Below are 25,452 nucleotides of genomic sequence, written 5' to 3'. Positions count from 1 at the left end.
GATCGACCCCGAGCAGGAGGCAGCAGGTGAGCGCGCAGTGAGCGTGCCCGAGGCCCGAACGACGGTCCGGCTACGGATCGACCTCGGCTACGACGGGACCGACTTCAAGGGTTGGGCCACCCAGCCCGGGCTGCGCACGGTCCAGGGGGAGCTGGAGCAGGCCCTGGCCACCGTGCTGAGGGTTCCCGGCACCGCGGTGACCTGCGCCGGGCGCACCGACGCCGGTGTCCACGCCCGCGGCCAGGTGGTCCACCTCGACGTCGCGCCGGCGCTGCTGGAGGCCTCCACCGGCCGCTCGAGCGACCCGCCGCTGCCCGCCCTGCGCCGGCGGCTCAACGGGATCCTGCCGCCCGACGTCCGGGTGCGCCGGGTCGAGGCGGCCCCGGACGGCTTCGACGCGCGCTTCTCCGCGATCTGGCGCCGCTACGCCTACCGGATCGCCGACCTCCCCGAGGCGGTCGACCCGCTGACCCGCGCGCACGTGCTGGCCTGGTCGCGGCCCCTCGACGTGGAGGCGATGAACGAGGCGGCGGCCCTGCTGCTCGGCGAGCACGACTTCGCGGCCTTCTGCAAGAAGCGCGAGGGTGCCACCACGATCCGGACGCTGCTGGACCTGCACTGGCGGCGTGAGGCCTCCGGGCTGCTCGTCGCGACCGTGCGCGCCGACGCCTTCTGCCACAACATGGTGCGCGCGCTGGTCGGTGCGATGGTCGCGGTGGGGGAGCGCCGCCACGAGCCCGCGTGGGCCCACGCCGTCCTGCGGGCGGGTGTGCGCGACTCCGGTGTGACGGTGGTGCGCCCGCACGGCCTCACGCTCGAGGAGGTCGGCTACCCGGCCGAGGGCCAGCTGGCCCGTCAGGCCACCGATGCGAGGAGGATCCGGACCCTTGATCCCGCCGTCTGACCCGGTCCAGGCGGACCAGCCCGAGGAGCACTACTTCTCCGCGGACCCCTCGGTCCCGTTCAAGCGGATGCCGGTGCGCGCCCACGTCTGGGGAGTCGACCTGGAGCTGACCAGCGGCTCCGGGGTCTTCGCCCAGGGCCGTCTCGACATCGGCACCGCCATCCTCTTCCGGGAGACCGCTCCGCCCTCGGCCGGCCGGATCCTCGACCTCGGCTGCGGGTACGGCGTGATCGGGCTGGCCGTGGCGGCCTGCGTGCCCGAGGCGGTGGTGACCGCCGTCGACGTCAACGAGCGCGCGCTCCTGCTCGCCCGGGAGAACGCCGCTGCGCTCGGTGTCGCCGACCGCTACCGCGCGGCCACCCCGGACGCGGTGGACGACGCGGCGACGTACGACGAGATCTGGTCGAACCCGCCGATCCGGATCGGCAAGGCGGCCCTGCACGAGCTGCTGCTGACCTGGCTGCCGCGGCTGGCCCCGCGAGGCCGCGCGGTGATGGTGGTCGGCAAGAACCTGGGTGCCGACTCCCTGCAGCGCTGGCTCGGCGAGCAGGGCTTCCCGACCGTGCGGCTGGCCAGCGCCAAGGGGTTCCGCGTGCTGGAGTCCCGGCGCGCCGGCGACGAGCACGCTGTCGGCTGAGCAGAGCCCGCGCCGAAGGCTTCGGCTGGCCCCAGGGGGGCAGGGTGGGGAGATGGAACGCCAACGACTCGTCGTCATCGGAGCCGACGCCGCCGGAATGAGCGCGGCACACCAGGCGCTGCGCACCGCACGCACCCGGGACACCCGGCTCGAGGTGGTGGCGCTCGAGCGGACCCGCGACACGTCGTACTCGGCGTGCGGCCTCCCGTACTGGCTCGCCGGTGACGTACGCCGGCGCGCCGACCTGGTGGCCCGCACCCCCGAGCAGCACCGCGCCGCGGGCATCGACCTGCGCACCGGGGTGAGCGCCCACGGGCTCGACCTCGACGCCCGCACCGTCGACTGTCGATCGGCCGACGGGGTGGAGTCGAGGCTCGAGTTCGACCAGCTGATGCTCGCCACCGGAGCGCGCCCGGTGCTGCCGGCCTGGGCCAGCGACGAGAGCGGAGCGGCGTACGGCGGGATCGGGCCGGTCAAGGACCTCGACGACGGCCAGCTCTGGCTGGACCGGATGGCGCGCGAGCACCGCACGGCGACCGGCGGGTCACGTGGCTCGGTGGTCGTGGCCGGCGCGGGCTACATCGGGGTGGAGATGGCCGAGGCGGCCCTGCGCCGAGGCTTCCACGTCACCGTGCTGACCCGCTCCACGGTGATGAGCAGCCTCGACCCCGACATGGGCGCGCGGATCGCGGAGCGGCTGCGTGCCTGCGGGGTGGAGGTGGTGGAGGACGACGCCGTGGAGGGCGTGCACGTGGGCGAGGACGGCTGGGTGCGCCAGGCCGAGACCGTCGACGGCAGGTGCTTCCCGTGCGATCTGCTGGTGGTCGCCTTCGGGGTCGCCCCGGCGACCGGCTTCGTGAAGGCCGCCGGCCTGGCGGTGGGCGCCGCCGGAGGGCTGCTCCCGGACCCCTCGGGGTCCGTCGCCGACGGGGTCTGGGCGGCCGGCGACTGCTGCGAGCAGGTGCACCGCCTGACCGGCGAGCGGACCTACCTGCCGCTGGGGACCCATGCCAACAAGCAGGGCCGGGTCGCCGGCACCAACATCGGTGGCGGGCGCGCGGAGTTCGCCGGCGTGCTCGGCACCGCGATCACCCGGTTCCTGCACGCGGACCAGCACGTCGAGATCTCGCGCACCGGGCTGAGCGAGGCCCAGGCGCGCAGCGCTGGGCTGCCCACCTGTGGTCTCGTCACCGAGGGCAGCACCGCCAGCGGCTACATGCCCGAGGCCGCCCCGATCGCGGTCAAGGTGCTCGCCGAGACGGGCACCCGCCGGCTGCTCGGGGTTCAGATCGTCGGCGGCCCCGGCGCGGGCAAGCGCATCGACTCCGCGGCGTCGGCGCTGTGGGGTGAGATGAGCGTGGACGACCTCGCCTGGATGGACCTGTCCTACGCGCCTCCCTTCGCCACCGCCTGGGAGATCGTGCAGGTGGCCGCGCGCCGCCTCGCCGAGCGCCTGGACCGCGGCTGAGCCGGCGCCGCGCGGGCCGGCCTCGCGCATGCCGCAGGCGCGGCGGGGGTACACATCTGGGTCGGGGCCGGGTCAGGTCTCGTCGAGAGCCGGGCCCTCAGCCAACGTGAAGGATCGGTACGTACGGTGGACGGGTGGACGCATTGACGCAGAACGGTGGATCGGTGCCCGACCTGGCGACCGACGACTTCGACCTCGAGGAGATGCTCGAGCTGCGTGGGGAGTTCACCCGCTTCATGATGGAGTTCAAGTTCGGCATGGAGGAGGTCGCGACCAAGATCTCGATCCTGCAGGAGGAGTTCGCCCACCTGCACGACTACAACCCCATCGAGCACGTCCAGCAGCGGCTGAAGACGCCGCAGAGCCTGCTCGCCAAGGTGCGCCGCCGCGGGGTCGAGCCGTCCCTGGAGGCCATCCGCGCCGAGATCACCGACATCGCCGGGATCCGGGTGACGTGCAGCTTCACCTCCGACGTCTACCAGGTCTTCGACCTGCTCGGCAGCCAGTCGGACCTGCGCATCGTCCAGGTCGAGGACTACATCATCGAGCCGAAGCCCAACGGCTACCGCAGTCTGCACGTGCTGGTCGAGGTGCCCGTGCACCTCTCCGACCGAGTGGTGCCGGTGGTGGTCGAGGTGCAGTTCCGCACGGTCGCGATGGACTTCTGGGCCAGCCTCGAGCACAAGATCTACTACAAGTACCGGGCCGCGGTCCCCGGTGAGCTGGCGCGCCAGCTGCGGGAGGCCGCCGAGAGCGCGGCGGACCTCGACGCCCGGATGGAGCAGCTGCATATCCGCGCGCGCAACGGCGCGGACGACGACGCGGCTCAGCGGCCGCGGCTCAGCTCCCAGCGGCGGCACGCCGCCAACGTCGCGAGCGCGAGCGCGGCCCCGGCCACGATGTCGATCACGTAGTGCTCGGCGTAGTACACCAGCGCCAGCGACATCACCAGCGGGTAGGCCAGCACCAGCCACCGCAGCGGGCTGCGCAGCCGCTGGATCGCGTAGAGGGCGACCAGGAAGGCGATGCCCGCGTGCAGTGAGGGCATCGCCGCCACCGGGTTGCCGACCCCCTGCAGCACCAGGTGGAAGCGCTCCAGCCCGACGTCGGCCCAGCCCCGCCCGGTGAGGCGCGGGAGGTCGACGGCGATGTAGCCGTCGCGCGCGGCCATCCACGGCGGCGCCATCGGGTAGAGGATGTAGATGACCAGGGCGCCGAAGTTGATGGCCAGGTAGCGCCGCATCCACATCAGCCACTCGCCGCGGTTGCGCAGCCAGAGCACCACCGCGAGGGTGAGCCCCACCACGAAGTGCGAGGTGTAGACGCTGGTGAACAGCAGGTCGTACCAGCGCGGGTCGCTCGAGGCGAGGCACGGGTCGCCGCACAGCACGTCCTGGAGCCGCTCGGTGGGCAGGGTTCCGCCGCCCAGCCACAGGTCGACGTCGATGGGCATCTGGATGTGCGGGGCGAACCCCAGCTCGTCGGCGAGGCCGCGGCTGTAGAAGTAGACGATCAGTCCCACCAGCGGGACCCACCAGTCGCGCAGGAAGCCGAGGTGCTGGCGGGGCGGGGCCTCGATCTGCCAGGCGATGGTGCCCAGCCACAGCCACACGAACACCTGGACGGTGTCGCTGGGGATGCCGAAGGCGAACGTCCACAGCAGCAGCGCGACCGCGTAGACACCCAGCGCCAGGGCGCGGGCCCAGGGCCGCGTCTGGGGGCTCGCCTCTGCGTCGGATCGGGACAGGGAGAGCTCTTCGGGGGCGCTGGTCATCGTGGGCGAGTCTATGGGCTTATCGGTTTCGCGGCGCGCGCGCCGTGCGCGAGAATCGCGGCGTGGGTCATGTGGATGTCGCCGGGGTGCGCTACGAGCTGCCGGACGGGCGGGTGCTGCTCGACGACGTCTCGTTCCGGGTCGGCGAGGGGGCCAAGGTGGCCCTGGTCGGGGCCAACGGGGCCGGGAAGACGACGCTGCTGCGCATCGTCGTCGGCGACCTGGTCCCGCACGCCGGTGCGGTCACCCGCTCGGGTGGCCTCGGCGTGATGCGACAGTTCGTCGGCCACGGGATCGTGGACCCGGCCGCGGCGCGGCCCGAGGAGGGCGCGGACGAGGCGCCGACGGTGGCCGACCTGCTCCTCTCGGTGGCCCCGCAGCGGGTCCGGGCGGCGGCCGCCGCGGTGGACCGCTGCGAGCGGGCGCTGATGGACTCCGACGACGAGGCGACCCAGATGCGCTACGCCACGGCGCTGGCCGAGTTCGCCGACGCCGGCGGGTACGACGTCGAGGTGCTGTGGGACGTCTGCACGACCGCGGCGATGGGCACGTCCTTCGACCGGGCGAAGTACCGCGAGCTCAGCTCGCTGTCCGGGGGCGAGCAGAAGCGGCTCGTGCTGGAGTACCTGCTGCGCGGCCCGGACGAGGTCCTGCTGCTCGACGAGCCCGACAACTACCTCGACGTGCCCGGCAAGATCTGGCTGGAGCAGCGGATCCGCGAGTCGGCCAAGACGATCCTGTTCATCTCCCACGACCGCGAGCTCCTCGACAACACCGCGACACGGGTGGTCACCCTCGAGCTGGGCGCGGCCGGCAACTCGGTCTGGACGCACGTCGGCGGCTTCACGTCGTACCACCAGGCGCGCCGGGACCGCTTCGCGCGGCTCGAGGAGCTGCGTCGGCGCTGGGACGAGGAGCACGCCAAGCTCAAGGCGCTGGTGCTGCGCTACCGGATCAAGTCGGAGTTCAACGACGGCATGGCCTCGCAGTACCGCGCCGCGCAGACCCGGCTGCGCAAGTTCGAGGAGGCAGGCCCGCCCACCGAGCAGCCACGCGAGCAGCAGGTGACGATGCGGCTGCGCGGCGGGCGCACCGGCAAGCGGGCGGTGGTCTGCGAGCAGCTCGAGCTGAGCGGGCTGATGCGGCCCTTCGACCTCGAGGTCTGGTACGGCGAGCGGGTGGCGGTGCTCGGGTCGAACGGCTCGGGCAAGTCGCACTTCCTGCGGCTGCTCGCGGCCGGCGGCAGCGATCCGGACGTCGAGCACCGCCCGGTCGGCGAGGTGCCGCCGGAGCCGGTGCGCCACCTCGGTCGGGCCCGGCTCGGGGCGCGGGTGCGGCCGGGCTGGTTCGTGCAGACCCACGAGCACCCCGAGCTGGTCGGGCGGACCCTGCTGGAGATCCTGCACCGCGGCGACGAGCACCGGCGCGGGATGGGGCGCGAGCAGGCGGCCCGGGTGCTGGACCGCTACGAGCTCGCGCACGCCGGGGAGCAGCGCTTCGAGACCCTCTCCGGCGGTCAGCAGGCCCGCTTCCAGATCCTGCTCCTGGAGCTCTCCGGCGCGACGCTGCTGCTGCTGGACGAGCCCACCGACAACCTCGACGTGCAGTCGGCCGAGGCGCTGGAGGAGGCCCTGGAGGCGTTCGAGGGCACGGTCGTCGCGGTGACCCACGACCGGTGGTTCGCGCGCGGCTTCGACCGGTTCCTGGTCTACGGCGCCGACGGCGAGGTCTACGAGTCCGACGGCCCGGTCTGGGACGAGGAGCGGGTGCGCCGCCCCCGGTGAGTCCGCCGGGTCCCGTCCCCGGGATCGGCGCCTTGCCGGACGGTGTGGCCTAGGTCACAATCACCGCACCAGCGCGCCGCTCCCAGGGAGGGACCCCCATGACCGCCACCACGCCGACCGCCGCCACCTCCACGCCTCCTGCTCCGGTCTTCATCGACGACCGCCTCTCCTGGTGGGCCGAGCACCTGCCCGAGGGGGAGGCGATGACCTACGGCGGGCGGACCTGGACCTGGGCGCAGTGGGACCACCGGGTGCGCCGCGCCGCGGGCGGCCTGCACGCGCTCGGCGTACGACGTGGCGACGTGGTCGGGTTCCTCGACAAGAACCACCCCGCCTGCGTCGAGATCAGCCTCGCGGCCGGCTCGCTGGGCGCGGCGAACGCGATCGTGAACTGGCGCCTGGCGGGGGAGGAGGTCGACTACGCGGTCAACGACTCGGGCGCGAAGGTGCTGGTGGTCGGCTCCGAGCTGAGGGCGACGATCGAGGCGATCCGCGACCGCATCCCGGGGGTGGAGAGGATCATCGAGGTCACCCCCGAGGGCGAGGAGGGCGACGAGTACGAGGCGTGGCTGGCCGACTCGCAGCCGTTGGCCCGTCCGGGCGAGACCGAGCCGGGCGACGTCTGCCTGGTGATGTACTCCTCGGGCACCACCGGGCTGCCCAAGGGGGTGATGCTCACCCACGCCAACATGGTCTCGCACACCGTCCTGGCTCACGACGGCTGGGACTTCGAGCCCGGTGACAAGTCGATGGTGGCGATGCCGCTGTTCCACGTCGGGGGGTCGTCCTACGTGCTGTTCGGGATCCACGACGGGATCGCCAGCGTGATGACGCGCGAGCCCGACGCCGCCTCGCTGGCGGGCGCGATCATGGCCGGAGCCAACCGCACGTTCCTGGTGCCGGCGGTGCTCGCCCAGGTGCTCCAGTCCGGACCGGACGCGGTGCGCCTCTTCGGGGCCCTGAAGACCTACACCTACGGCGCCGCCCCGATGCCGCTGCCGCTGCTGCGCGCGGCGATGGAGGCCTGGCCCGAGACCGACTTCATCCAGGTCTACGGGCTCACCGAGGTGGCCGGTGTGGCCACCCACCTGCTCGCCGAGGCCCACCGCGACGCCGAGCACCCCGAGCGGCTGGTCTCGGCGGGCGTGCCGCTGCCGCAGTGCGAGGTGCGCATCGTAGACCCGGCCACCCTCCGTGACCTGCCCGCGGACGAGCACGGGGAGATCTGGCTGCGCACCCCGCAGCTGATGAAGGGCTACCTGGGCAAGCCCGAGGAGACGGCCAAGGTGATCACTGCCGACGGGTGGTTCCGCACCGGCGACATGGGCAAGGTCGACGAGGACGGCTACGTCTACGTCCAGGACCGGATCAAGGACATGATCATCTCCGGCGGGGAGAACATCTACTCGCCCGAGATCGAGCGGGTCCTGGCCGAGCACCCGGCGGTGATGGAGGTGGCGATCATCGGCATCCCCGACGAGACCTGGGGGGAGTCGGTCAAGGCGGTCGTGGCGCTGAAGCCGGGAGCCGCCGCCGACGAGGCCGAGCTGATCGACTACTGCCGCGGACGGCTCGCGCACTACAAGTGCCCCAAGTCCGTCGACGTCCTCGAGGCGCTGCCGCGCAACCCCACCGGCAAGATCCTCAAGCGCGACCTGCGCGCGCCGTACTGGGAGGGCCGGGACCGCAAGATCGTCTGAGCTGTGGTGGGGACCACAGACCCTGTTGGACCGAACACGCTGCGGGACAGGATGACGCCATGACCAAGTACGTGTACGCCTTCGCGGAGGGCGGCAAGGACCAGAAGGACCTGCTCGGTGGCAAGGGGGCGAACCTCGCGGAGATGACGAGGCTCGGTCTGCCGGTGCCTCCGGGGTTCATCATCAGCACCGACGCGTGCCGCGCCTTCCTCAAGCAGGGTCGCTCGCCCGACGGCCTCGCCGAGGAGGTGAGCGAGCACCTGGCCATGCTGGAGGCGCTGCGCGGCAAGCGTCTGGGCGACCCGGAGGACCCGCTGCTGGTCTCGGTGCGCTCGGGGGCGAAGTTCTCCATGCCCGGGATGATGGAGACGGTCCTCAACGTGGGGCTCAACGACCGCTCGGTCGAGGGCCTGGCCGCGACGGCCGGGGGCGACGAGCGCTTCGCCTACGACTCCTACCGCCGGCTGCTGCAGATGTTCGGCAGCACGGTCCTGGGCATCGAGGCGGCGGTCTTCCACGACGCGCTGGACGCCCTCAAGGCCGAGCGGGGCACCACCGACGACCTCGGGCTCACCGCCGCGGACCTGCGCGGACTGGTGGAGACCTTCAAGGGCCTGGTCCTCGAGCACAGCGGCCGGGAGTTCCCCCAGGACCCGCGCACCCAGCTCGACATGGCCGTGCTGGCCGTCTTCGAGTCCTGGAACACCGAGCGCGCCGCGCTCTACCGACGCCAGGAGCAGATCCCGCACGACCTGGGCACGGCGGTGAACATCTGCTCGATGGTCTTCGGCAACGGCGGCGACGACTCCGGGACCGGGGTCGCCTTCACCCGCGACCCCGCCACCGGGGCACAGGGCGTGTACGGCGACTACCTCGAGAACGCGCAGGGCGAGGACGTGGTCGCGGGCATCCGCAACACCATCGGCCTGGCCGACCTCGAGCGGATCGACAAGGGCGCCTTCGACGAGCTGCTCGAGATCATGAAGCGTCTGGAGGGGCACTACCGCGACCTGTGCGACATCGAGTTCACCGTCGAGCAGGGCAAGCTGTGGATGCTGCAGACCCGGGTCGGCAAGCGCACCGCGGAGGCGGCGTTCCGGATCGCGTGCGAGCTGGTGGACCAGGGCCTGATCACCCTCGACGAGGCTGTCGAGAGGGTCACCGGCGCGCAGCTGGCCCAGCTGATGTTCCCCCGCTTCGACGCCGACGCCGAGCGGCAGCTGATCGGCAGGGGCATGAACGCCTCGCCCGGGGCGGCCGTGGGCAAGGTGGTCTTCGACTCGCGCCGGGCCGCCGAGTGGGCCGAGCGCGGCGAGGACGTCATCCTGGTCCGTCGCGAGACCAACCCCGACGACCTGGTCGGCATGGTCGCCGCCAAGGGCATTCTGACCAGCCGCGGCGGCAAGACCTCGCACGCCGCGGTCGTGGCGCGCGGCATGGGCCGCACCTGCGTGTGCGGTGCCGACGAGCTGCTGGTGGACCCGGTGCGGCGCCAGTTCACCGGCCGTGACGACATGGTGGTCCGGGAGGGGGACGTGATCTCGATCGACGGGTCGACCGGGGAGGTCTTCGCCGGCGCCGTGCCGGTGGTGGACTCGCTCGTGGTGCGCCACTTCGAGGGCGATCCCTCCGGCGCCGACGACGTCATCGTCCGCGCGGTCGACCGGATCATGAAGCAGGCCGACGGGCTGCGCCGCCTCCAGGTGCGCGCCAACGCCGACACCCCCGAGGACGCCGCCCGTGCCCGCCGCTTCGGCGCCCAGGGGATCGGGCTGTGCCGTACCGAGCACATGTTCCTCGGGGATCGCCGTGAGCTGGTCGAGCACCTCATCATCGCCGAGAACGACGAGGAGCAGGCCGTCGCGCTGAACGCCCTGCTGCCGATGCAGCGCGACGACTTCGTCGGCATCCTCGAGGCGATGGACGGGCTGCCGGTGACGATCCGCCTCATCGACCCGCCGCTGCACGAGTTCCTCCCCGACATCACCGACCTGTCGGTCCAGGTGGCGATCGAGGACGACCACGGCAAGCAGAACACCAAGCACCACAAGCTGCTCGACGCCGTCCGGCGCCTGCACGAGCAGAACCCGATGCTCGGTCTGCGCGGGGTGCGCCTGGGCATCGTGATCCCGGGCCTGTTCACCATGCAGGCGCGGGCGATCCTGGAGGCCGCGGCCCTGCGCAGGAAGGCCGGCGGGGACCCACGCCCGGAGATCATGATCCCGCTGGTGGCCACCGCCCAGGAGCTGGAGCTGGTCAAGGCGGAGATCGTCAAGGTGGCCGAGGACATCGCCGCCGAGACCGGGATCGCGCCGGACTACAAGGTCGGCACGATGATCGAGCTGCCGCGCGCGGCGCTGGCCTCCGGCGAGATCGCGAAGGCGGCGGAGTTCTTCTCCTTCGGCACCAACGACCTCACCCAGATGACCTGGGGCTTCTCACGCGACGACGTCGAGGCGTCGTTCTTCGGGACCTACCTCGACAAGGGCATCTTCGGGGTCTCGCCCTTCGAGAGCCTCGACGTCGAGGGTGTGGGGCAGTTGGTGCGGATGTCGGTGGAGCGGGGCCGGGCGACCCGGCCCGACCTGCACCTGGGGGTCTGTGGCGAGCACGGGGGAGACCCGGCCTCGATCCACTTCTTCGACGAGGTGGGCCTGGACTACGTGTCCTGCTCGCCGTACCGCGTCCCGGTCGCCCTGCTGGAGGCCGGACGCTCGGCCGCGTCGGGCAACGACACCGCCTGAGGTCGTACGGCGCGGCGCCCGGCCGCGCCGTACTCCCCACGCAAAACCCCCGCTTCCCACGTGTTCCTTCGTGTGGGAAGCGGGGGTTTCACGAGTTAACTCGTGAAAGCCGCAGGGCGGCGAGTCACGCCCAACGCTCGGAGGCCGGGACGAAGTCCAGGGTCCGGTCGCCGGTGTAGATCTGCTTGGGACGCGCGATCTTCTGCTCCTTGTCCTGGACCAGCTCGAGCCACTGGGCCAGCCAGCCGGGGGTGCGGCCGATCGCGAACAGCACCGTGAACATCTCCGGCGGGAACTGGAAGGCCTCGTAGATCAGGCCGGAGTAGAAGTCCACGTTGGGGTAGAGCTTCCGCTTGACGAAGTACTCGTCCTCCAGCGCGATCTTCTCGAGCTCCTGGGCGATCTCGAGGAGCGGGTTGACCCCGGTCACCTCGAACACGTCGTCGCAGGCCTTCTTGATGATCCGGGCGCGCGGGTCGTGGCTCTTGTAGACCCGGTGACCGAAGCCCATCAGGCGCTCGTTGCCGTTCTTCACGCCCTCGATGAAGGCGGGGATGTTCGACTTGGAGCCGATGCGGCGCAGCATCCGCAGGACGGCCTCGTTGGCGCCGCCGTGCAGCGGGCCGAAGAGGGCGCCGACGCCGGCGGCGACCGCGGAGTAGGGGTCGACCTGCGACGAGCCCACCGAGCGCACGGCGTTGGTCGAGCAGTTCTGCTCGTGGTCGGCGTGCAGGATGAAGAGCACGTCGAGAGCCTTGACCAGGCGGGGGTCCGCCTCGAACTTCTGCTCGCTCATCTTGAAGAGCATCGAGAGGAAGTTCGCGGTGTAGCCGAGGTCGTTGTCCGGGTACACGTAGGGCTTGCCCTGCGCGTGCCGGAAGGCCCAGGCCCCCAGGGTCGGCATCTTGGCGATCATCCGGACCATCTGCATGTGCCGGTTCTCGGGGTTGTTGATGTCGCGCGCGTCCGGGTAGAAGGTCGACAGTGCGCCGACCGAGGCCATCAGCATGCCCATCGGGTGCGCGTCGTAGCGGAACCCCTGCATGAAGCTCTTCACGTTCTCGTGGACGAACGTGTGGTACGTGATCTCGTGCACCCAGTTGTCGTACTCCTCCTTGGAGGGGAGTGCGCCATGGATGAGGAGGTATGCGACCTCGAGGAAGTTGGACTTCTCAGCCAACTGCTCGATCGGGTACCCGCGGTACTCCAGGATCCCCTTCTCGCCGTCGATGTACGTGATCGCACTCCGACACGACGCAGTGTTGACGAAGCCGGGGTCGTAGACAGCCAGACCCGGGGTGTCGTCCTGCGTCTTGATCTTGCCCAGGTCGGCGGCCTTGATGGTGCCGTCGACGATCGGGACGTCGTACTCCTGACCGGTGCGGTTGTCCCGCACGGTGAGCGACTCGTCGGTCACGTCGGCTCCTCGGTACTGTGAATTTTGGTCGCCCCTAACCTAGACTGACGAGGTTCCGGGGCCCAACCCCGGGTCCGTTTTGACCTGTGTTCACCGGCCCGCGTATTCTCATGGGTCGCGGCTTGAATTAAGCCCCCGTGGTCCTCGAGGCCCGAGGGAACAGCCGACAGAGCAGACCGACGACGGGGATCCCCCCGACCCGATCACGACCGACTGAAGAAGGTTTCACCGTGCGTACGTACAGCCCGAAGCCCGCTGACATCCAGCGTGAGTGGCACGTCATCGACGCCACCGACGTGGTGCTGGGCCGCCTCGCTGTCCAGACCGCCAACCTGCTGCGCGGCAAGCACAAGGCGATGTTCGCCCCGCACGTTGACACCGGTGACTTCGTCATCATCGTGAACGCGGAGAAGGTTGCCCTGTCCGGCGACAAGAAGACCACCAAGATGGCGTACCGCCACTCCGGCTACCCCGGCGGCCTCTCGGCCACGCCGATCGGCGAGCTGCTCGAGAAGGACGCCCGCAAGGCGCTCGAGAACGCCGTGTGGGGCATGCTCCCGAAGAACCGCCTGGGTCGCCAGATGCTCAAGAAGCTGAAGGTGTACTCCGGTCCGGAGCACCCGCACACGGCCCAGCAGGCCAAGCCCTTCGAGATCACGCAGATCTCCCAGTAATCGTTTTGTCCCGAACGCAAGGATCGAGTGAGGAACACCGTGGCTGAGACCACCGAGAACACCGAGGTCGAAGAGACCTACGAGGCGAACGAGCAGGGCGTCGCCTACAGCTCGGAGAGCGCTCCGTCCGCGGACGCTCCCGCGCGCCCGGCCACCATCGCCCCCGCAGCGGCCACCGGTCGCCGCAAGGAGGCCGTGGCCCGGGTCCGCCTCGTGCCCGGCACGGGTCAGTGGACGGTCAACGGTCGCACCCTCGACTCCTACTTCCCCAACAAGCTGCACCAGCAGGTGATCAACGAGCCGTTCGCGAACCTGCAGCTCGAGGGTCGCTTCGACGTGATCGCCCGCATCCACGGCGGCGGCATCACCGGCCAGGCCGGCGCGCTGCGCCTCGGGGTGGCTCGCTGCCTCAACGCCATCGACGTCGAGACCAACCGCCCCTCGCTCAAGAAGGCCGGGCTGCTCACGCGTGACGCCCGCGTCATCGAGCGCAAGAAGGCCGGTCTCAAGAAGGCGCGCAAGGCGCCGCAGTTCAGCAAGCGCTGACCGGCAGCGTCAGGTTTCGATGACGCGCCTCTTCGGCACGGACGGGGTCCGGGGCCTGGCCAACGGTCGATTGACCGCGGAGCTGGCCCTGGACCTTTCCGTTGCTGCGGCCCACGTCCTGGCCGACCGCGGGGACTTCGCCGGCCACCGCCCCGTCGCGGTGGTCGGTCGCGACACCCGGATCTCCGGGCAGTTCCTGGAGGCGGCCGTGGTGGCCGGACTCGCCTCGGCCGGGGTCGACGTGCTGCTGCTCGGCGTGCTGCCGACTCCAGGCGTCGCCCACCTCACCGACGCGCTCGGCGCGGACCTCGGCGTGATGCTGTCCGCCTCGCACAACCCGATGCCCGACAACGGCATCAAGTTCCTGGCCCGGGGCGGGGTCAAGCTCGACGATGCCGCCGAGGCGGCGATCGAGCAGCGGATGCGTGAGCCTTGGGAGCGTCCCACCGGCGGCGGCGTCGGTCGGGTGACGCCCTACCCCGACGCCGTGGCGCAGTACTCCGCGCACCTGGTGCGCACCACCCGCAAGCCGCTGGCCGGGCTGCGCGTCGTGCTCGACTGCGCCGAGGGGGCGGCCTCCGAGGTCGGCCCCCAGGCCCTGCGCGACGCCGGCGCCGACGTCACCGCCATCCACGCCCAGCCCGACGGGCTGAACATCAACGACGGCTGCGGCTCCACCCACCTGGCGAACCTGCAGGCTGCGGTCGTCAAGGACGGCGCCGACATCGGCTTCGCCCTCGACGGCGACGCCGACCGGTGCCTGGCCGTCGATCACGAGGGCACCGTCGTGGACGGCGACCAGATCCTCGCCATCCTGGCCCTCGGCATGCGTGACGCGGGACGCCTCGTCGGCGACACCGTCGTGGGCACCGTGATGAGCAACCTCGGCTTCGTGCAGGCGCTGCGCGCGGAGGGCATCGAGGTGCGCCAGACCAAGGTCGGCGACCGCTACGTGCTCGAGGAGCTGAACGCCCACGGCTTCTCGCTGGGCGGCGAGCAGTCGGGCCACGTGATCATGACCGACTACGCCACCACCGGCGACGGCATCCTCACCGCCCTGCACGTGCTCGAGCGGATGGCGGAGACCGGCGAGAGCGTGCAGAAGCTCGCCGCCGTGATGACCCGGCTCCCGCAGGTGCTGGTCAACGTCTCCGGCGTGGACAAGGACGCGGCCGACTCCGATCCCGAGGTGCTCGCCGCCGTCGCCGCGGAGAACGAGGCGCTGGCCGGCGAGGGTCGCGTGCTGCTGCGCCCCTCGGGCACCGAGCCGCTGGTGCGGGTGATGGTCGAGGCGGCCAGCGCCGAGCACGCCCAGGCCGTCGCCGACCGTCTGGCCGCGGTCGTGCACGACCGCCTCGCGCTCTAGCCGCTCGCGCTCTAGCCGCTCGCCCCCTGACCGCTCGCGCTCTGACTGCTGCGCTGATGGTGCGGCCGGCCGGGGTCGTCGTACGCCGGGGCGTGCCGGCCGGCGCGGTAGGCCTCCAGCTGGGCGCACACCGCGGCGCCGAAGAACAGCGCCACCGAGGTCAGCAGCGCCCACATCAGCAGCGCGAACACTCCGGCCAACGGTCCGTAGACCGAGCCGAAGGACCCGCTCAGGTGCACGTAGGCCGCCAGCGCGGCGGTGGCCAGCAGGGTCAGCGCGACGGAGACGACCGCTCCCAGGGCCAGCCACGACAGCGACGGCTGGCGCCGGCGCGGCGCATGGTCGAACAGGACGGACACCGCGAGTACCACCAACGCGATGCCCGCCGGCCAGCGCAGCACGTTCCACCATCGTTGCGTGGCCGCCGACCAGCCGTAGTCGGCGGCCATCGCGTCGGCGAAGGCGCCCCCGGCCACCAGCAGCAGGAAGCCCACCCCCACCGGTAGCGCGAGCAGGGCGGTGAGCACCGCCGCCCGCCCGTACTTCGCCGGGGCGGCCCGGTCGCGGCGGATCCCGTAGATCCGGTTCGTGCCGCGCTCCACCTGCGCCATCGCCGTGGTCATCGAGACCAGGGCGAAGCCGAGGCCGAGGACCAGCGCGACCTCGCCGGCCTCCTCGCTGCTGTCCGCGCCGGTGACGGCGCTCGTCAGCGCGTCCTGTTCCCCGGAGCCGGGCGAGACCGCCTCGATCGTGCGCGCGATCACCCGCGCCGGCCGCTCCTCGTCGAGGTCGGCGGCGAGCCCGGTCAGCGCGAGCAGGAACGGCACCAGGGCCAGGCAGGCCTGCAGCGCCAGGGCGCGGCTGTTGGTGAAGCCGTCGCCGTAGCGGAAGCGCACCAGCGAGTCGAGCACCAGGCGGCGCAGGCCGTGGCGGCGCACCAGGTGCCAGGCGTCCTCGGCGTCGAGTTCGTCACCGTCCATCTCGGTGGTGACCGGGACGGTGCGCGCAGTCGTCATGGGCACAGCCGCGCAGTCGTCATGGGGACAGCGTAGGGACGCAGCGGCGCACCCCGATCGCCACCGTAGGCTGCGCCCCGTGAAGAGTCTGAACATCGTGTGGGTGGACCCGTCCGAGCCTGGGTTCGGCGAGCAGCTGGACGCCTGGCACCGGACCTACGCCGAGGCGGCGCGGCACCGACGCGAGCACACCGCCTCGCCGTGGAGCCGCGAGGAGCTGCGCGCGGCCCTGGAGAGCCGGGGGCGTCGCCGCTGGCTGGGCCTGTACCTCGGCCGGTGCGGCACCGAGCCGGTCGTCGCCGGAACCCTGGAGCTGCCGCTGCTCGACAACCTCGAGCACGCCCGGATCGAGGTGCACACCGCGCCGGCGCGGCGGCGCCGCGGTCACGGCTCCGCGATGCTGGCGCACCTGGAGCGGGTCGCCCGGGAGCGCGGGCGCACCGTGCTCGACGCGGAGGCCGCCTGGCCCTATGCGGCGCCCGCCGACGGTGCGGGCACGCCCGGCGCCGACTTCGCGGCCCGGCACGGCTTCGCCCTCGCCCTCGGCGACGTGCAGCGGCGCCTGGACCTGCCCGTCGACCAGGCGCTGCTGGACCGGCTGAGCGGCCAGGCGGCGCCGCATCACGCGTCGTACACGCTGCGCTCCTGGGTCGGGCCGGTCCCCGAGGCGCTGGCGCAGGGCTGGGTGGAGCTGAGCGCCACCCTGCTCACCGAGGCCCCGGTCGGTGAGCGCGACGTGGAGCCGGAGGCCGCCGAGGTGGCGGCGATGCGCGAGCAGGAGGCGCTGATCGCGCGGCAGGGACGCACGAAGCTCAACACCGCGGCACTGGACCCCAGCGGCGCCGTGGTCGCCTACACCGACCTGGTCTGCCTGCCGCGGCGAGAGGCCGCGGAGCGCGGCCAGCCGCTCGCCGAGACGGCCCGCGGCTACCAGTGGGGCACGCTGGTGCACCGCGACCACCGGGGGCACCGGCTCGGGCTGGCGGTGAAGGTCGCCAACCTGCGCCTCCTGCACCGCGAACGCCCCGACCTCACCCACGTGGTCACCTGGAACGCGGAGGTCAACAGCCACATGGTCGCGGTCAACGAGGCGCTCGGCTTCCGCGCGGTCGAGCGGCTCGGGGAGTTCCACAAGCGCCTCCGCTAGGTTCGGGGGGTCGACACCCCACCGAGGAGACCGCTGCACCGTGATCCAGCTGACCAAGGGCGGCAACGCCCCGCTCGACCAGACCGACCTGACCGTCACCGTCGACGTGGCCGCGGCCGCGGACCTCTCCGCGCTGCTGGTCACGGAGGCGGGCAAGGTCCGCTCCGACGCCGACTTCGTCTTCTACAACCAGCCGAAGGGCCCGGGCGTGACCTGCGTCCCGCCTGCCGCGGGCCAGCCGTGGCAGGTGCGCGTCGACCTGACCCAGGTGCCCTCCGACGTGCACGCCGTCCGGCTGGTCACCTCGCTCGACGACCAGGGCCGGGTGTTCGGCCAGGTGGGCCAGCCGGTCGCCCGGCTGAGTGGGCCGCAGGGGCCGGTCGCCGAGTTCGCGATGACCGGCCTGGACCGGGAGACGATCGTGGTCGCGCTCGAGCTGTACCGACGCGGCGGCGCGTGGAAGGTCCGTGCCGTCGGCCGCGGGTACGACGGCGGGCTGGGCGACCTGATCGCCGACCACGGCGTGTCCGTCGACGACGCCCCCGCTGCGCCGGCCCCGCCGGCTCCGGTGCCGACGCCTGCCCCGGCTCCCGCGCCGACGCCGGCCGCGCCGTCCTACGCCCCGCCGTCGCCGTCGGCGCCGCCGGCCTACGCCCCGCCGTCGTACCCGACGCCCGGCGCGCAGCCGCCCGCGGCACCCCAGCCGGGGTTCGCCGCACCCCAGCCGGGCTTCGCGGGCGCGCAGCCGGGCTCGGCCTCCTCCTCCGGCGAGGTCAGCCTGACCAAGGGCCGGCCGGTGTCGCTGTCCAAGGGGCAGAAGGTGCAGCTCACCAAGGACGGCGGCCAGGCGCTGAGCATGATCCGGATGGGGCTGGGCTGGGACCCGATCAAGAAGGGCGGCTTCCTCAAGAGCAAGGAGGTCGACATCGACCTCGACGCCTCGGCGGTGCTGTTCTCGCGCGGCCAGGCCGTCGACATCGCCTTCTACAACAGCCTGCGCAGCAAGGACGGCTCGGTGCACCACCAGGGCGACAACCGCACCGGTGAGGGTGCCGGCGACGACGAGGTCATCGTCGTCGACCTGCCGCGGGTGCCCGCCCAGGTGGACAACATCGTCCTGCTCGTCACCAGCTACACGGGGCAGACCTTCGAGCAGGTGCAGAACGCCTACTGCCGCCTGGTGGACCAGACCGACGGCGAGCTGGCGCGCTACTCGCTCACCGGCGGGATGCCGTTCACCGGGCTGGCGATGGCGCGCCTGTACCGCGACGGCGGGCAGTGGAAGATGCAGGCCATCGGCGAGGGGCTGCACGCCAAGGTGCCCAGCGAGGCCCTGCCGCAGCTGGTCAAGTACCTGGGCTGATACCTGGGCGGAGCCTCCGCCGGGGGCCTGTGGAGGAGCGCTGCGGGTGGCGCCCGGCCCGTCTAGCGTGGCTGCCGTGGGGGATACGCGCAGCAGGCTGGAGCGGGCTACCGCCGTCCTGGGCGTGCTGGCCGCGATGACCGTGGCCGGCACGCTCGCGGCGGCGCTGACCCGGTACGCCGCGCCGCCGGACCGCGACGACGCCGTCGACCCGGGCGCTGCGACGCTGCGCCAGGTCGTCCGCGACGTCTCGCACCCGCCCGGGTTGCGCCTGCTGCTCGAGCTCCCCGACAGCGCCTGGAGCGCCGGCCGGCCGGAGGCGCTGGCCGGGTACCGGCGCCCGGGCGGACGCCGCACGGTGGTCGCCGGACCGGTCTACTTCCGGCGGGGCTGGTGCGCCGAGGACCCCCGCTGGAGCAGCCGCGCCTTCGCCGGTGTGGTGCCGCGGGTCCGGGCGGCGTCGCCGCGCCGGGCGGGCCAGCGGATCTCCCTCGGCTGGGCGCGCGCCATGGCCGCCGCCCTGGATGACCGGGCGGCCCGGGCCGCGCCGCCGGCGCGGGCCTCACCGGTGCGGATCGCGGACCGGGCAGGCTGGCTGACCACCCGCTCGCTGACGCTGCGCGGCACGGGGGCGTGCCTGCCCCCACGGGTGGCGGTGGACGCGCTCACCCTCGCGGTCGACGGCGAGGTCGTCGCCGTGGTGCTGGTGCGCGACGCCGGCGTCCCCGAGGCGCTCACCGCGGCCGGGTCGGCGGCGTTCCTGACCCGGACCCGGGTGCTGGCTCAGAGCTTGCGCAGCCGCACGTAGCGCACCGAGTGGTCGCGATCCTTGCGCAGCACCAGGGTGGCCCGCGAGCGGGTGGGCAGCACGTTGTCGCTCAGGTTGGGGCCGTTGATGGTGTCCCAGATCCGCTCCGCCTCGGCGGTCGCCTCCTCGGTGGTGAGCGAGGCGTAGCGCGCGAAGTAGGAGCCCGGGTCCCGGAAGGCCGTCTCGCGCAGCCGCAGGAAGCGCTCGACGTACCACCGACGGATGTCACTGGTGCCGGCATCGACGTAGACGCTGAAGTCGAAGAAGTCGCTGACCGCCAGGCTGGTGCGTCCGTCGTCGCGCACGCGGGCCGGCTGCAGGACGTTGAGCCCTTCGATGATGACGATGTCGGGGCGCCGGATCACCACCTTCTGGCCGGGGACGACGTCGTAGATGAGGTGGTCGTAGGTGGGCGCCTCCACCTCCTCGCGGCCGGACTTGATGTCGACGACGAACTTCAGCAGCGCCCGCCGGTCGTAGGACTCCGGGAAGCCCTTGCGCTGGAGCAGCCCGCGCCGGTCGAGCTCGGCGTTGGGCAGCAGGAAGCCGTCGGTGGTCACCAGCGCCACGTTGGGGTGCTCGGGCCAGTGCGCCAGCATCTGCTGCAGCACCCGGGCGGTGGTGGACTTGCCGACGGCCACCGAGCCGGCCAGCCCGATCACGAACGGCGTGCGCGGGGGCTGGGCGCGCTGGAGGAACTCCTGCTGCTTGCGGTGCAGCTGCCCGGCGGCCTCGACGTAGGTGCTCAGCAGCCGCGACAGCGGCAGGTAGACCTGGCGGACCTCGTCGAGGTCGAGGGACTCGCCCAGGCCGCGCAGCTGGTGGATCTCCTCGTGGGTGAGCGGGTCCTCGGACTGGGACTGACCCAGGGCGGCCCAGGCGGCCCGGTCCAGCTCCACGTACGGCGAGGTCTCGCGGGCGTGGTCCGGGTGCTGCTCGGGGGTGCGTCCGGGAGCAGGGTCCGGAGCGGGGCCGCGAACCGACCCGGTGGCAGACATGTCCGGCATTGTTGCAGGAGAGCGCCCCGAGAGCGCGAGGCGGCGCCCCGGTGGACGCCCCGCGCCCCTAAACTGTTGGCCCATGTGCGGAATCGTGGGCTACATCGGTCATCAGCAGGCGCAGGGCGTTGTCGTCGAGGGCCTGCGGCGTCTGGAGTACCGCGGCTACGACTCGGCGGGCATCGCGCTGTTGCACGGCGGGGCGATCCGCGCCGAGAAGCAGGCCGGCAAGCTCGCCAACCTCGAGAAGGCGCTCGCCGACTCCCCGCTCCCGCAGGCGCAGGTCGGCATCGGGCACACCCGCTGGGCGACCCACGGGGCCCCCACCGACGTCAACGCCCACCCGCACCTGGGCGCCGCCGGCCGGGTGGCGCTGGTGCACAACGGGATCATCGAGAACTTCGCCGAGCTGCGCACCGAGCTCGAGGGCCGCGGGCACGTGCTGACCTCGGAGACCGACACCGAGGTCGCCGCGCACCTGCTCGAGCTGCAGCTCGACGCCGGCTGCGACCTGACCACCGCGATGCAGCAGACCTGCCGTCAGCTCGAGGGGGCCTTCACCCTGGTGGCCGTGGACGCCCGCGACACCGGGCGGGTGGTCGCCGCCCGGCGCAACTCGCCGCTGGTGGTCGGCCTGGGCGAGGGCGAGAACTTCCTCGGCTCCGACGTCTCGGCGTTCATCGAGCACACCCGCGAGGCCCTCGAGCTGGGCCAGGACCAGGTCGTGACGATCACCGCCGACGAGGTGAGCGTGACCACCTTCGACGGCGCGGTCGCCGAGGGGCGCCCCTACCACGTGGACTGGGACCTGTCGGCGGCCGAGAAGGACGGCCACGACTGGTTCATGCGCAAGGAGATCTTCGAGCAGCCGCGGGCGGTCGCGGACTCGCTGCTCGGCCGCCGTACGCCGGACGGGCTGCTGCACCTCGACGAGGTGCGTCTCGACGACGACGAGCTGCGCGAGATCGACAAGATCATCATCATCGCCTGCGGCACCTCGTTCTATGCCGGGATGGTCGCGAAGTACGCCATCGAGCACTGGACGCGGATCCCGGTCGAGGTCGAGCTGGCCTCGGAGTTCCGCTACCGCGACCCGATCCTCGACCACTCGACGCTGGTGGTGGCGATCAGCCAGTCCGGGGAGACCGCCGACACCCTGCAGGCGATCCGGCACGCCCGGGTGCAGCGCTCCAAGGTGCTCGCGATCTGCAACACCAACGGCTCGACGATCCCGCGCGAGTCGGACGCGGTGATCTACACCCACGCCGGCCCCGAGATCGGCGTCGCCTCGACCAAGGGGTTCCTCACCCAGCTGGTCGCCTGCTACCTGCTGGCGCTCTACCTCGCCCAGGTCAAGGGCACCCGCTACGGCGACGAGATCACCGAGGTGCTCGACCAGCTCGAGACGATGCCCGGGCACATCCAGCGTGTGCTCGACGAGGCGGAGGCCGTCTACGCGCTGGCCGCCGAGCACGTGACCAGCCGCTCGGTGCTGTTCCTGGGGCGCCACGCCGGCTACCCGGTGGCGCTGGAGGGCGCGCTCAAGCTCAAGGAGCTGGCCTACCTGCACGCCGAGGGGTTCGCGGCCGGCGAGCTCAAGCACGGGCCGATCGCGCTGATCGAGCCGGGGATGCCGGTGCTGTGCGTCGTACCGCCGCGGGGACGCGACCAGCTGCACGGCAAGATGCTCAGCGGCATCCAGGAGGTCCGGGCGCGCGGCGCCCGCACCATCTGCCTGGCCGAGGAGGGCGACACCACGATCGAGCCCTACGCCGACGTGCTGATCCGGCTGCCCCGGGTGCCGGTGCTGCTGCAGCCGCTGGTGGCGGTCGTGCCGCTGCAGCTGTTCGCCTGCGAGCTGGCCACGGTGATGGGGCACGACGTCGACCAGCCGCGCAACCTCGCCAAGTCCGTCACGGTCGAGTAGGACCGGCGCGTGGCAGTCATCGGTGTCGGCATCGACGTGGCCGACATCGGCAGGTTCGAGGAGTCGCTCACGCGCACGCCCGGGCTGCGCGCCCGGCTGTTCACCGGCGACGAGGTGGGCCGGCCCGTGGCCAGCCTGGCGGCGCGGTTCGCGGCCAAGGAGGCGCTGGCCAAGGCGCTCGGCGCCCCGGTCGGGATGGCCTGGCACGACGCCGAGGTGGTCTCGGAGTCCACCGGCAACCCGCAGTTCGTGCTCCGGGGGACCGTGGCGGCCCGCGCCGCGCGGCTCGGGGTCAACCACGTGCACCTGTCGCTGTCGCACGACGCCGGCATCGCCTCGGCCGTGGTGGTCCTGGAGTCCTGAGGGGCCCGGGGGGCGGCGTCGGCCGTTGTCGGGTCGTGTCGGCTGGCGTCGGGTCGTCGGCTGGCGTCGGGTCGTGTGCCTGGGCACGCGCTGGGGCGCGCCCTCAGGCACACGACCCGGGATCTGCCGTTGCTCCGCGGCGCGAGGGCGGGGTCGTGTGGCTGGGCACGCGCTGGGGTGCGTCAGGAGGCACACGACCCAGGGGAGAGGCGGGGCACGCCGAGCGCCGCGAGGTCGTCGGCGATGGTCGCGTCGTCGTGGCGGAGCTCCTCGGCGGTGCACCGTACGACGAGTCGCGTGGGCGTGGTCAGGGCCCGCTGGCGGCGCACGTCGTCGGCGTACTGGGCGACGTCGAGGTGGAAGGCTCCGTCGACCTCCAAGATCAGCGTCAGCCCGCCCGGCAGCCGCCACTCGCAGTCGGTCCAGCGGCGCCGGCCGACCCGGTCGGTGCGCGAGCGCTGGCTGCTCGGCAGGGCCAGGCCCCGGCGCCGGCACATGCGGCGTACGTCGAGCTCGGCCGCCGAGTGGGCCCCGGAGCCGACCTCGCCCAGCACCGTACGGAAGGACTTCGCCCGGCGCAGCGGGTGCAGCTGATCCACCCACTCGACCAGCCGGTCGGCGCTGGTCAGCCTCTGCTGGACGGTCGCGGCCAGGCAGCCGTGGGCGGTGCGGGGCGCCGCTTGGTAGGCGGCGAAGAGCAGAACGGCCGGCTCGAGGCGGGCCCGGGGGATGCCCGGACCGGGGTGGAGAAGCACGGGGAAGGGGCGGCGGGTACGGAAGAACCGGACCCCCGCCACGGGCTCGAAGGCGAGCTCGTCGTCGACCAGGACCGTGACCTCCTCGCGCGCCCAGCCGGCCAGGCCATGCAGCTCGGCCGCGCTGAGTCCGCCCAGCATGGCCCGCGGCCCGGCGTGCAGGACGGCGAGCCAGCGCCGCTGCTCGGGGGTCAGCGGTCCGGTCGTCGTGGCGACCACTCGCGGTGAGCGCATGCACCAGCGGCCCGCCGCCACCTGGTTGCGGACCCGGTCGGAGTCGAGGCCGAGGGCGTTCAGCTGCCGCCGAGCCACCAGCCCGGCCTGCTGCTCGACGAGCTCGGCGAGCGGATCGGTCACCGGACCAGGGTGGCCCACTCCGACGCCGTACGCAGGCGTCCTCCACAGCCCCGCACCACCCACCAGCGACCACCCCGGCCGCACCCCGGCCGCACCCCGGCCGAGTCCCTCCCGCCGTGCCCCGGTCGTGTGCCTGAGCCCGCGCTCGGGCGCGTCCTCGAGCACACGACCCACCCGGGGGGCGCCGCAGCGGGGGCTAGGTTGAGGCCATGAGGACGGCGCACACGGTCGAGCAGGTGCGGGCGGCGGAGGCCCGGCTGATGGCGACGCTGCCCGAGGGCGCGCTCATGCAGCGGGCGGCGGCCGGCCTGGCCCACGCCGTGCTCGACCTGCTGGGCAGGGCGTACGGGCGCCGGGTGGCCCTGCTGGTCGGCAGCGGCGACAACGGTGGCGACGCGCTGTTCGCCGGCGCGATGCTGGCCCGCCGCGGCTGCGCGGTGGAGGCGGTGCTGCTCTCCGAGGGGGTGCACGCGGGCGGGCTGGCGGCGCTGAGGGCCGCCGGCGGCCGGGTCGTGGGCCCCCCGACGCGGCCCGGCGCGCCCTCGGGCACACGACCCGATGCGGGGCCCGAGGCGGGGGCCGGCACGGTGGGGGCGCACGCCGAGCGCCGGCGAGTGGACGTGGTGGTGGACGGGATCGTCGGGATCGGGGGGCGCCCCCCGTTGCGGGCCGAGGCGGCCGCCGCCCTGGCGGCGTACGACGGGGCGCGCGTGGTCGCCGTCGACGTCCCCTCCGGGGTGGACGTGGACACCGGGCAGGTGGACGGGGCGCATGTGCGCGCCGACCTGACCGTCACCTTCGGCACCCACAAGGTCGCCCACCTCGTCGACCCCGCGGCCGCGGCGTGCGGGTCGGTCCAGCTCGTCGACCTCGGCCTGGACCTGCCGCCGGCCGACGTCGAGTCGCTGCAGCCGGGCGACGTCACCCGGCTGCTGCCGCGCCCGGCCCCCGACGCGCACAAGTACACCCGCGGGGTGGTGGGGGTCCGGGCCGGCTCCGCGCGCTACCCGGGTGCGGCGCTGCTCTGCGTCGCCGGCGCCGCGAGCGGGCTGGCCGGCATGGTCCGCTTCGTCGGCGACGACGCCGTCGCCGAGCGGATCCGCGACGCCCACCCCGAGGTGGTCGGCGCCGGGCGGGTCCAGGCATGGACGCTCGGCTCCGGGGGCGATGAGGCGGCCGCCGCGCACCTGGCCGAGGCGCTCGCCGACGGGGTGCCGGTGGTGGTGGACGCCGACGCGCTGCAGCACGTGCGCGACCCGTTGCCGGTGCCGGCGATCCTGACCCCGCACGCCGGCGAGCTGGCCCGGATGACCGGGCTCGCACGCGCCGAGATCGAGGCCGCCCCCCTGCGCCACGCCCGGGCCGCGGCCGAGCGGTTCGGCGCCGTGGTCGTGCTCAAGGGGCGGCGCACGGTGGTGGCCGCCCCCGACGGCCGGGTCCGGGTGACCACCACCGGCCTGCCGTGGCTGGCCACCGCCGGCGCCGGCGACGTGCTGGCCGGCCTCACCGGCGCGCTGCTGGCCGCCGGCCTCACGCCGTACGACGCGGCCTCGGTGGGCTCCTGGCTGCACGGCGCGGCCGCCACCCTGGCCTCGACCGGCGGGGGCGGCACCCCGGCCCCGATCGTGGCGCTCGACGTGGCCCGGGCGATCCCGGCGGCGGTGCGCGGCCTGCCGCCGTGCTCGACGACCGACCGCACCTGAG

Annotated in this window: 21 protein-coding genes; 16 read left to right on the top strand and 5 right to left on the bottom strand. The window is 72.9% G+C overall.

Features of this window, described 5'->3' with window-relative positions:
• Nucleotides 1–43 precede the first annotated feature (43 nt).
• From truA to AC6EI4_RS04145, 4 genes are all read left to right on the top strand, one after another.
• A complete protein-coding gene (gene truA, locus AC6EI4_RS04160; protein WP_498424504.1) occupies nt 44–904 on the top strand; it encodes a tRNA pseudouridine(38-40) synthase TruA in 861 nt (286 codons plus the stop codon).
• Between the two features lie 67 nt (nt 905–971).
• Nucleotides 972–1,541 carry a class I SAM-dependent methyltransferase gene (locus AC6EI4_RS04155; RefSeq protein WP_498450890.1) on the top strand — a complete coding sequence of 190 codons (570 nt, stop codon included), beginning with the start codon at nt 972–974 and terminating at the stop codon, nt 1,539–1,541.
• A 52-nt stretch (nt 1,542–1,593) separates the two neighbouring features.
• Nucleotides 1,594–3,009 carry an FAD-dependent oxidoreductase gene (locus tag AC6EI4_RS04150; protein WP_498450671.1) on the top strand — a complete coding sequence of 472 codons (1,416 nt, stop codon included), beginning with the start codon at nt 1,594–1,596 and terminating at the stop codon, nt 3,007–3,009.
• Between the two features lie 134 nt (nt 3,010–3,143).
• Complete coding sequence (locus AC6EI4_RS04145) at nt 3,144–3,923, top strand: GTP pyrophosphokinase (RefSeq protein ID WP_498450670.1); 780 nt, start codon at nt 3,144–3,146, stop codon at nt 3,921–3,923.
• On the opposite strand, the gene AC6EI4_RS04140 is transcribed toward AC6EI4_RS04145, so the two are convergent.
• Nucleotides 3,836–4,783 carry a phosphatase PAP2 family protein gene (locus AC6EI4_RS04140; RefSeq protein ID WP_498450669.1) on the bottom strand — a complete coding sequence of 316 codons (948 nt, stop codon included), beginning with the start codon at nt 4,781–4,783 and terminating at the stop codon, nt 3,836–3,838. The two genes, AC6EI4_RS04145 and AC6EI4_RS04140, sit on opposite strands and share 88 nt — an antisense overlap.
• Nucleotides 4,784–4,845: 62 nt before the next feature.
• Here AC6EI4_RS04140 and AC6EI4_RS04135 point away from each other — a divergent pair, with 62 nt between their 5' ends.
• The 3 genes from AC6EI4_RS04135 to ppdK all read left to right on the top strand — a co-directional run bounded on the left by AC6EI4_RS04135 (nt 4,846) and on the right by ppdK (nt 11,011).
• Complete coding sequence (locus AC6EI4_RS04135; protein ID WP_498424381.1) at nt 4,846–6,567, top strand: ABC-F family ATP-binding cassette domain-containing protein; 1,722 nt, start codon at nt 4,846–4,848, stop codon at nt 6,565–6,567.
• 98 nt (nt 6,568–6,665) lie between these two features.
• Nucleotides 6,666–8,267: a long-chain-fatty-acid--CoA ligase gene (locus tag AC6EI4_RS04130; protein ID WP_498450668.1), complete on the top strand. Its 1,602-nt coding sequence runs from the start codon at nt 6,666–6,668 to the stop codon at nt 8,265–8,267.
• Nucleotides 8,268–8,326: 59 nt separating this feature from the next.
• Nucleotides 8,327–11,011 carry a pyruvate, phosphate dikinase gene (gene ppdK, locus AC6EI4_RS04125; protein ID WP_498450667.1) on the top strand — a complete coding sequence of 895 codons (2,685 nt, stop codon included), beginning with the start codon at nt 8,327–8,329 and terminating at the stop codon, nt 11,009–11,011.
• A 124-nt stretch (nt 11,012–11,135) separates the two neighbouring features.
• Here ppdK and AC6EI4_RS04120 read toward each other — a convergent pair whose 3' ends face one another.
• A complete protein-coding gene (locus AC6EI4_RS04120) occupies nt 11,136–12,428 on the bottom strand; it encodes a citrate synthase (protein ID WP_498450666.1) in 1,293 nt (430 codons plus the stop codon).
• A 230-nt stretch (nt 12,429–12,658) separates the two neighbouring features.
• Between AC6EI4_RS04120 and rplM the strand changes: the two genes are divergently transcribed.
• The 3 genes from rplM to glmM are packed head-to-tail and all read left to right on the top strand — an operon-like array spanning nt 12,659 to nt 15,014.
• The gene (rplM, locus tag AC6EI4_RS04115) at nt 12,659–13,102 is read left to right on the top strand and encodes a 50S ribosomal protein L13 (protein ID WP_498424932.1); all 444 of its coding nucleotides are present in this window, start codon (nt 12,659–12,661) and stop codon (nt 13,100–13,102) included.
• A gap of 39 nt (nt 13,103–13,141) precedes the next feature.
• Entirely contained in the window at nt 13,142–13,648 is a 507-nt protein-coding gene (gene rpsI / locus AC6EI4_RS04110) for a 30S ribosomal protein S9 (RefSeq protein ID WP_498424931.1), read from the top strand.
• A 19-nt stretch (nt 13,649–13,667) separates the two neighbouring features.
• Nucleotides 13,668–15,014, top strand: a complete 1,347-nt coding sequence (gene glmM, locus AC6EI4_RS04105; RefSeq protein WP_498424929.1) for a phosphoglucosamine mutase — start codon at nt 13,668–13,670, stop codon at nt 15,012–15,014.
• An 11-nt stretch (nt 15,015–15,025) separates the two neighbouring features.
• On the opposite strand, the gene AC6EI4_RS04100 is transcribed toward glmM, so the two are convergent.
• On the bottom strand, nt 15,026–16,030 hold the full coding sequence (locus AC6EI4_RS04100; protein WP_498424928.1) for a YihY/virulence factor BrkB family protein: 1,005 nt from the start codon (nt 16,028–16,030) through the stop codon (nt 15,026–15,028).
• Nucleotides 16,031–16,109: 79 nt separating this feature from the next.
• Here AC6EI4_RS04100 and AC6EI4_RS04095 point away from each other — a divergent pair, with 79 nt between their 5' ends.
• The 3 genes from AC6EI4_RS04095 to AC6EI4_RS04085 all read left to right on the top strand — a co-directional run bounded on the left by AC6EI4_RS04095 (nt 16,110) and on the right by AC6EI4_RS04085 (nt 19,348).
• A complete protein-coding gene (locus AC6EI4_RS04095) occupies nt 16,110–17,177 on the top strand; it encodes a GNAT family N-acetyltransferase (protein ID WP_498424926.1) in 1,068 nt (355 codons plus the stop codon).
• Nucleotides 17,178–17,217: 40 nt separating this feature from the next.
• A complete protein-coding gene (locus AC6EI4_RS04090; protein ID WP_498450665.1) occupies nt 17,218–18,540 on the top strand; it encodes a TerD family protein in 1,323 nt (440 codons plus the stop codon).
• Nucleotides 18,541–18,616: 76 nt separating this feature from the next.
• On the top strand, nt 18,617–19,348 hold the full coding sequence (locus AC6EI4_RS04085; protein ID WP_498450664.1) for a DUF8017 domain-containing protein: 732 nt from the start codon (nt 18,617–18,619) through the stop codon (nt 19,346–19,348).
• Here AC6EI4_RS04085 and coaA read toward each other — a convergent pair.
• Complete coding sequence (gene coaA, locus AC6EI4_RS04080) at nt 19,324–20,346, bottom strand: type I pantothenate kinase (RefSeq protein ID WP_498424922.1); 1,023 nt, start codon at nt 20,344–20,346, stop codon at nt 19,324–19,326. The genes AC6EI4_RS04085 and coaA overlap by 25 nt on opposite strands.
• Before the next feature lie 82 nt (nt 20,347–20,428).
• On the opposite strand from coaA, the gene glmS reads away from it, so the two are divergent.
• The gene (gene glmS, locus AC6EI4_RS04075) at nt 20,429–22,273 is read left to right on the top strand and encodes a glutamine--fructose-6-phosphate transaminase (isomerizing) (RefSeq protein WP_498450663.1); all 1,845 of its coding nucleotides are present in this window, start codon (nt 20,429–20,431) and stop codon (nt 22,271–22,273) included.
• A gap of 9 nt (nt 22,274–22,282) precedes the next feature.
• On the top strand, nt 22,283–22,636 hold the full coding sequence (locus AC6EI4_RS04070) for a holo-ACP synthase (RefSeq protein ID WP_498424920.1): 354 nt from the start codon (nt 22,283–22,285) through the stop codon (nt 22,634–22,636).
• A 182-nt stretch (nt 22,637–22,818) separates the two neighbouring features.
• On the opposite strand, the gene AC6EI4_RS04065 is transcribed toward AC6EI4_RS04070, so the two are convergent.
• The gene (locus AC6EI4_RS04065) at nt 22,819–23,748 is read right to left on the bottom strand and encodes a putative endonuclease domain-containing protein (RefSeq protein ID WP_498424918.1); all 930 of its coding nucleotides are present in this window, start codon (nt 23,746–23,748) and stop codon (nt 22,819–22,821) included.
• A 209-nt stretch (nt 23,749–23,957) separates the two neighbouring features.
• On the opposite strand from AC6EI4_RS04065, the gene AC6EI4_RS04060 reads away from it, so the two are divergent.
• Nucleotides 23,958–25,451, top strand: a complete 1,494-nt coding sequence (locus AC6EI4_RS04060; protein WP_498450662.1) for an NAD(P)H-hydrate dehydratase — start codon at nt 23,958–23,960, stop codon at nt 25,449–25,451.
• Nucleotide 25,452 lies beyond the last annotated feature (1 nt).

The organism is Nocardioides sp. Z43_10 (genome assembly GCF_059766615.1).
The sequence above is the reverse complement of the archived record's forward strand: the minus strand, read 5'-3'. Positions and strand labels throughout refer to the sequence as shown.

Bases quoted from the DNA above. Each gene is read 5' to 3' on its own strand.
- AC6EI4_RS04155 (WP_498450890.1), top strand. From the start codon at position 972: ATGCCGGTGCGCGCCCACGTCTGGGGAGTCGACCTGGAGCTGACCAGC.
- AC6EI4_RS04150 (WP_498450671.1), top strand. From the start codon at position 1,594: ATGGAACGCCAACGACTCGTCGTCATCGGAGCCGACGCCGCCGGAATG.
- AC6EI4_RS04140 (WP_498450669.1), bottom strand. From the start codon at position 4,783: ATGACCAGCGCCCCCGAAGAGCTCTCCCTGTCCCGATCCGACGCAGAG.
- AC6EI4_RS04130 (WP_498450668.1), top strand. From the start codon at position 6,666: ATGACCGCCACCACGCCGACCGCCGCCACCTCCACGCCTCCTGCTCCG.
- ppdK (WP_498450667.1), top strand. From the start codon at position 8,327: ATGACCAAGTACGTGTACGCCTTCGCGGAGGGCGGCAAGGACCAGAAG.
- glmM (WP_498424929.1), top strand. From the start codon at position 13,668: ATGACGCGCCTCTTCGGCACGGACGGGGTCCGGGGCCTGGCCAACGGT.
- AC6EI4_RS04100 (WP_498424928.1), bottom strand. From the start codon at position 16,030: ATGACGACTGCGCGCACCGTCCCGGTCACCACCGAGATGGACGGTGAC.
- coaA (WP_498424922.1), bottom strand. From the start codon at position 20,346: ATGTCTGCCACCGGGTCGGTTCGCGGCCCCGCTCCGGACCCTGCTCCC.
- glmS (WP_498450663.1), top strand. From the start codon at position 20,429: ATGTGCGGAATCGTGGGCTACATCGGTCATCAGCAGGCGCAGGGCGTT.
- AC6EI4_RS04060 (WP_498450662.1), top strand. From the start codon at position 23,958: ATGAGGACGGCGCACACGGTCGAGCAGGTGCGGGCGGCGGAGGCCCGG.